Raw genomic sequence first — 6,673 nt, forward strand, 5'->3', positions numbered from 1 at the left:
CCTGCCAAGCGGGATCCGGTGGGCCGTCGAGCGCCTGTTCGCCTGGCTCAGCTGCTATCGCCGGCTCAACATCGTGTATGATCGTGCGCCCGACCTCTTCGCCGCGCACGTCTGGATCGCAATGATCTCCATCATCTCACGTAGGCTCGTGGCACAAACCCAGGCGCAGTAAGGGATCTATTCGCGTACAGCGTCTTACGCGGCTCGTCTATGTGGGGCAGACCGGGCGGACCCTGCGCGAACGCCTGCTCTCGCTGGCCGCCGGCGCCAACGCCGAGGAGTGCCCCTTCGACGACCCCCACACCGCAGCGCCGCATCTCTGGCTGCTGCGGCGGCTGGACGGTGCCCGGCTTGAGTGCTCCTGCGCCCCCGTCGCCGGCGACGTGCAAATCCTTCGGGGCACCGAGGACATGCTGCTCTGGCGGCACCGGATCAAGACCGGCCTGTCGGCCGAGGCCAACTATGGGCGCTTCTACCCGGGCTATGCCCGGCCGACGAATCGCTGGATCATCCGTGCGGCCAATCCGGCACCCGCACCCCGGGCCGCAGGGCGGTGCCGCTGTCCGAGGGCGAGGCCAGGATCGACTTCACCACGTCAGGGCCGGCACTGCAGGGCGAGGCGGGACCGCTTCAGGCATCCTGGTGGCAGCGGGCGCCGCTCACCGAGGCACGATCCCTGCCGTCTACTACATCCACGATCGCGGTGCCGATGAGCCGTTCTATGTCGGCGAGAATGCGTCTCTGCTGGCACGGGCCCTGACACATGCCACCGCGTCTTGGCCCCTCCGGGAGCCCTGGCTCGCTTACCTACCCTTGCCCGAGGGGACACCGAAGCACGTGCTGCGGGAGCTCGAGAGCGATCTGCTCGGCTGGCACTTTTGGCGGACCGGCCGGGCACCGCTCGCCCAGTACAGCGTGCAGCCGAAGCAACCGCCCGCCGCAGCCAGGGGGGCGGCGGGGTGACCGATTTCCTGGCCAAGGCCCGACGCTCGACGCCAACTGTCGCGCCGTCATCCAGTTTGGCCGCAACGTGGCTTCCTACAAGTTCGCCCTCGCCAAGACCCTGATCGGGCTCGCCGAGCGCGTGCCACGGATTAAGGACAGCATGCAGCGGCAATTCACCGCAATGCGCCGATTGTGCGCCAGGAATTCTGGATACAGCTTCAAGTCGCTCCGAAGCTTGAATGGCCCCTTTGATGAAGTTCCTCACTCGGCCGGATCTCGACGAGGCAATCCGAGATGTCCTCCTCGGTAAGCGCGTGCGATGCGCAGTCGCATTCTGGGGGAGAGGAGCCGACGAGCTCTTCAGCAGGTCGGCTCACCCCGAGCGCGAGGTGAAGATTGTCTGCAATCTGAAATCCGGCGGCACCAACCCAGCAGTGATTCGCAAGTTGGTCAAGCAGGGTGCCCTGGTGCGCCAGCGCGGCGACTTGCATGCGAAGGTCTACGTAAGCGACCGCGGCGCAGTGGTCACATCCGCGAATGCGTCCGCGAACGGGATGGGTCTAGAAAGCAGCGAAGCAATCGGCTGGCTGGAGGCAGGCGTGGTCATCCCTGACCCCTCCGCTCCTGCTGCTTGGTTCGAGCAGATCTGGCCGACGTGCCATGAGATCACGCCCTCGGACCTGAAGGTCGCGCAAGCCGCTTGGCAACGGAGGCAGAGAGCAAAACCGACACTCAAATCCTTCGCAGAGTTCGACACCGAAGCCGCAGAGCTGCCATTGATCGACTGGTACAGCAGCGACGCCGACTGGAAGACCGACAAGGCGTCGGTGCGGGAACAGATCGGCGTGTACGATGACGCGGTGGAAGACGCCATCTCAGATGGTCTCGACCTGCCACCCGGCGACGAAGGAGCATGCTTTCGGCACGGGCGCTGGGTGCTGAGGTGGCGTCGAATTGGGGGGAAGAAGATCGGGAAGCGCACCGGCCTCTATTGGACCTGCCTCGATCGCGTCGTAAAGCAGGCCTTCCGCTACAGGCTCGACGATGGGAAGCTGGGGCCGTCGCTCGATGTCGCTCTGGCCTTGAGCAACCCTCCTCCGCAGCCGTTCGACGTCAGGGACCCCCTGTTCCAGCAGGCCTTTGCGGAAACGATCATGTCGGAAGCCTTCGAGCGGCTGCGAGACGACTTTGACGAGCAGGTCGCATGGCAGGCCCCGCGACAAGAAATCACGCGTGCGTTCTGGCAGGCTACGAAGGCACGATATCTGGTGTTGGTGAGCGGAATCGCCTCACCGCGGAAACCTGCTCCGGGCTGAGCGGCTGCAGCGTGTGCTCTGCCTTGACATGCGCCCAGCGATGGCAGGTCGGGCATAGCACCGCGAACATCTCCGGCGACGACAACTGCTCGCCGCGTGCGAGCGGATCCCGATGGTGAGCGTCGAACAATGCGGCCAGCGGGTCCGCCAGGCCACACGCCTCGCAGACGACGAGCCCCCCGTTGCGTGCCCTGTTCTCCTCCTTCGCCGCAGACGATAGGCGTGGGTCGCGCTCCAGGCGGATGCTTTCCTCCCGGATGCGCCTACCTTCCTCGCGGGAAAAGCGGCAGCGGGGATAGTCGCTGCCGCACAGCCGCGGCGCGGGTGGATCCAAGAAGCCCGGAAGGTTCGGCACCTCCCAACACCGCCGTACCGGCATCGTCCGGAGGGCCTCCCACAGTCGCCCGACACGCTCGTCGTCGCGTCTATTGCCGTCGTAGGCGTTCGCCAAGATGCGGCGGTCCTTGAATTCGAGATCCGCCAGAAGGTGAGGCTCGCCGACAATGGAGTAGATCTCGGTGAGCACGACCGCCATCGGCCATTGCGCGAGCCTTTGCAGGAGGTTCGGATCGCGCACGAACGCCTTCGTCTCTCCGAACGCCTTCGACACGCGGACGAGCTACAATACGCGGCCATCCAGCTCTGGGGCGACCTGTGCGCCTCCACCGATCGTCACCAGGAACGGTTGGTCTACGGCCAGTTCGGCCGTCCAACGTGCCAAGCTGAAGTGACCCTTGTCCTTCTTCGCGGCATCACCTTGCGAACCGAAGCACATGACGGGTTCGGTGGAGCGACCCCAGACCGCCTTTACCCCTATGAGCTGGTCTGCCGTTGCCACGATTTCACCAAAGGTCAGCACGCGGCACCCTGAACTCACTTACCACCGGATATGATGCACCTACGCAAGCTCTTGCCAAGACCAAGCCACCTCGTACTCGCAGTCCTGCGCCGCCCCAGTGTGGCGGGCCACTATCGGCGAGCAGGCCTCCATGCGCAGCGCCCGGCCGATGATGGCCGAGCCATTGGTCTCGTTCAGGAAGGGATGGCCACGTTCGGGTCGAGCTGGCGCAGCTCGAAGTTGGGCGCGTCGAAGACGTGCCGGTTGTGGTTGGTGTAGGCCCCCGGCTCGGCCGAGAGGCGGATGCCGAAGCGGTCCAGGCCAGGGTTGATGCCGGTCGCCACCGCGAAGTGGCCGCCGTAGTAGCGAACCAAGGTGTTCCAGGCGGTGGCCGTCGCGCAGCGGATGTCGAGGCCGATGTGGTTGTTCAGGAAGCGGTTCAGATGCAGCGTGCTGTCCTCGAAGCCGCGGCCGTCCCCGAGGGTGCGCAGGCCGATGGTGAAGCCCTGCGCCAGGCGGACATCCAGCACGCTGGCATCGAGGTTGCGGGCCAGGATGCCGATATCGGCCTCGCTGCTCCAGTCGGATTGGATCTGCCGCACCACCTGCAGGTTGGCATAGAGCGTCTCGCCGTTGCGGACCGTCCCGCCATCCCCGAGGGTCAGCACCGTCGCGGGCGTGGTGCCGGTGTAGCGGAGCACCCCGCGCATGATCAGGCCGCGGGCACCACCCCCGAGTACCACGCCGGCGGAGACGTTCCAGGTGCCGGGCGGGATGACCGCCATCTTGCCGTCCGCCGCGGCGCGGTCGAAGGCGGCCTGGATGGCGGCACGGTCGTCGGCCACGCCGTCCCCGAGCCCGCCGAAGTCGGCGGGCAGCGCCCACCATCCCGAAGATCCCGCCCGCCGAGGTGCTCGGGCCCGCTGGCGCTGACGTCCGGCTGCGGGTGGAGGGGCTGGCCGGCCTGGTTCGCGACCTCACCGCCATCGCGCCTGAGGCACTGAGGGCGGTGGCATGACGCCGGCGACCAGCATCACGATCCGGGTGCCGCTGAAGATACGGCGCCGGCCGGGGCGGAAGACGGTGGTCACGCCGGTGCGCGACAGCGGCGAGCCGCACCGAAGATGCCTCAAAAACAAGGCGTTAAACCTTGTTGGAAAAATCGGGCTACCCTCAAGGTCCGGAGACTCTCTGGCATTTAGGAGAGAAAACCCGCCCTCGTTCCGCTCTTGCACCCTCAAGGTCGCAGCCGAAAACCGCAGGGAACCCGCGCGTCAGCGCGGTGCCTTGGTAAGGAGAGACAGGTTGTAAGGGAACCGACTGGAGCAGCGGTGGGAACCCGAATACGAAATTCTCTGGGTAAGTTGTCGCTATTTTTGTTACAAATCGAGGCAATCTGACTTAGTTTCATTCAGCTTATGGTTATCGATCGAATTTTCGTGTCTCACCTCCTTCCGGGGTTGCATAGAGCTGACTACCATTGCTCCGGGGATTGGGGGGTGCGCAGTGGCAAAGTCGGCAAAGTCGTCGTGAGTGCCACTTCGATAGATCGCGCCGCCTTCCTGCGGGAGGCTACACGCGCAGCAGCTGAAGCTATCGCACGACGTCTACAAGCCGCAGATGCGCCGCCGTTTATCGGCCAGCTTCCGCTTCTCCCAGCCGAGCGGTCAGCGGCGATCGATCGCTTCCGACACTTCCAGGATCCCTTTGCAGCTCTTTGCCGCTTGCTAAAGCACCAGCCACCCCTCGCGCTCTCATTGCTCGCCGGCGAGATCGCCGGCCAGCACGATGCCGAGGCTGATGACCACAGTGTGTTTGGCTACCTTGAAAAGCTACTCGGGCCGCGGAAGCCTAAGCTGAGTTCTACAGAGCGCGAAGAGCTCGTGCTTGCGTTCCGTCAGGCAGCAGTTCGCTTGGGCCTCACGGTGCAGCGACAGCGCCGCCCCGACGACCGACAGTGGCGGGTGAACGAGCTGGTATTGCAGGGCGGAGCGCGTCGGGGTCATGCGCACGCGCTGGCAGACGCATTCCAACGAACAGAGCGTGCGATCGGCCTGCCGGACCCGTCGGACACCGCCGATTGCGTTCGGTTCTGTCGTGCCGCAGCCGAACGTGTGCTGAACACGCCGCGGCTGAAAATGATTCTGGAGAACGACCAGACCGGCTGGCACGCTGCACTCTATGCCCGGCTGCGCCGCGGCGATCCTTTGGGCGAGTCGCGAATCGGACCTGCCTTGGCGGCCGAGCTTGAGGCTTACGCCACGCGGCCGGTCTCGGCGACGCGGAGGCGACCCGAACTTGTGCTGCGGGGCCTCGACCTCTGTCTCCACGTGCCTCCGGGTGAACCGGTCGCGATCGATGACGGTGACCGCGAGCTCGTTATGCACGGTGGCGACCTGGTTATAAGGACGCCCTGGCCTCCCGCAATCCGGTGGCGATCGGGCGAGACCTCGTGGCGAGCAGTTGGTGACTGGCTTGGCGCACCGGACATCTGCGCTGCGTTTGGGGCGGAGAGCGGCCGCTTCTTGGGAACTGCGGCACCGGGTGAACGGCTCGAGATTTCACCTGGCAGTATAGTCCTCGTTTCCCGCCGCGGCTTCGACGTGGACGGGGAGCCCGCGGACGCCATTCTGGGCGGCGTCCGCATTGCCTGGGTCTCTGTCGAGCAGTGCGAAGCTTCGCTCAGCTTTCCGGGCGCGCCGTCCGCGATTATCGCGCCGCGTCCAGAGCGGCGCATTTCGCTCGGACCATACGTCGCCCGCGATGCCGAAGGCGTCGTGCTACTTGGCGCATCGACTGTGGCTACCGTCAACGTGCCCGGCGAGGCTGGCGCCCGGCTTGTCGCTCAACTCTGGCTCCGTCACCCCGCCCTGCCACCGACGGGCATGCGGGTCGAGGCAACGCTGGACGACGACGGCCTGGCACAAATCCCGGTTGGCAAGCTGCTCCCACAGTCGGGTCCGGCAGGGCGCCTTCAGGCCGTGCTCACCCTGCCCGGCGAAGAACGTGCCCTCGTCGCCGCATCCGCCTGGTATTGGCCAGGCCTCGAACGCTTCGACGGGTGCCGCTTCCACGGTCCCGCGCCGGCCAACCTGCTGGAGACTGCCTGCCGCGGCATCCACCGATCGCCGGAAGGGATCGCCATCGCGGGCGACGGGGATCGACCCGAGGTCCTGATCGCGCTCGGCACGGGCACGTTACGATTCACGGCGCCTGGCGTCTATGTCGCGCTGGAGCGCCCTGGCCTCCCACCCGAGTCCGCGGCCCCGCTTCCGGCGGGGACGACAATCACGCTAGGCGGCAACCTGGCCTGGACCCTCAAAGTCACATGCGACAACCCAAACGCGGTCCTTGAGGTGGGACGGCAGGCGGACACCCAGGCATTCGCCAGGACCAGCGTTCGCCGCATCAGCTTCGGCTCTCTCCTTGGCGTCCTTGACGAGGGGGACGGAGAGTGTTGATTGCCACTGAGAGCTGACCCGGTTTGGGGTTAAGTTGCCACTGAGAGTTGACCCATGTTCGGACGCTAGCCTCGGGCCTTTGGTCGGGGGCGGTGGGAGTGTTGGACATGGCG

At 65.8% G+C, this 6,673-nt stretch carries 6 protein-coding genes; 3 read left to right on the plus strand and 3 right to left on the minus strand.

Features of this window, described 5'->3' with window-relative positions; all coding sequences use genetic code 11:
* Positions 1 to 813: 813 nt before the first annotated feature.
* Positions 814 to 963 (plus strand): hypothetical protein, encoded by a 150-nt coding sequence (locus tag LHA35_RS27435; protein WP_226614363.1) that lies wholly within the window; start codon positions 814 to 816, stop codon positions 961 to 963.
* 233 nt (positions 964 to 1,196) lie between these two features.
* Positions 1,197 to 2,261, plus strand: a complete 1,065-nt coding sequence (locus tag LHA35_RS27440) for a phospholipase D family protein (protein WP_226614365.1) — start codon at positions 1,197 to 1,199, stop codon at positions 2,259 to 2,261.
* Here the strand turns inward: LHA35_RS27440 and LHA35_RS27445 are convergent.
* The 3 genes from LHA35_RS27445 to LHA35_RS27455 all read right to left on the minus strand — a co-directional run bounded on the left by LHA35_RS27445 (position 2,194) and on the right by LHA35_RS27455 (position 3,944).
* Positions 2,194 to 2,871: a hypothetical protein gene (locus LHA35_RS27445; RefSeq protein ID WP_226614366.1), complete on the minus strand. Its 678-nt coding sequence runs from the start codon at positions 2,869 to 2,871 to the stop codon at positions 2,194 to 2,196. The genes LHA35_RS27440 and LHA35_RS27445 overlap by 68 nt on opposite strands.
* A 9-nt stretch (positions 2,872 to 2,880) precedes the next feature.
* Positions 2,881 to 3,120 (minus strand): hypothetical protein, encoded by a 240-nt coding sequence (locus tag LHA35_RS27450; RefSeq protein WP_226614367.1) that lies wholly within the window; start codon positions 3,118 to 3,120, stop codon positions 2,881 to 2,883.
* 173 nt (positions 3,121 to 3,293) lie between these two features.
* Complete coding sequence (locus tag LHA35_RS27455; RefSeq protein WP_338051012.1) at positions 3,294 to 3,944, minus strand: hypothetical protein; 651 nt, start codon at positions 3,942 to 3,944, stop codon at positions 3,294 to 3,296.
* Between the two features lie 912 nt (positions 3,945 to 4,856).
* Here LHA35_RS27455 and LHA35_RS27460 point away from each other — a divergent pair.
* A complete protein-coding gene (locus LHA35_RS27460; RefSeq protein WP_226614369.1) occupies positions 4,857 to 6,560 on the plus strand; it encodes a hypothetical protein in 1,704 nt (567 codons plus the stop codon).
* The last annotated feature ends 113 nt before the right edge of the window (positions 6,561 to 6,673 follow it).

The sequence above is a fragment of the Roseicella aerolata genome, from assembly GCF_020523605.1.
Lineage (GTDB): Bacteria > Pseudomonadota > Alphaproteobacteria > Acetobacterales > Acetobacteraceae > Paracraurococcus > Paracraurococcus aerolatus.

What these genes read in the sequence shown, in the direction of transcription:
- LHA35_RS27440 (WP_226614365.1), top strand. Translation starts at nt 1,197, where the DNA reads ATGAAGTTCCTCACTCGGCCGGATCTCGACGAGGCAATCCGAGATGTC.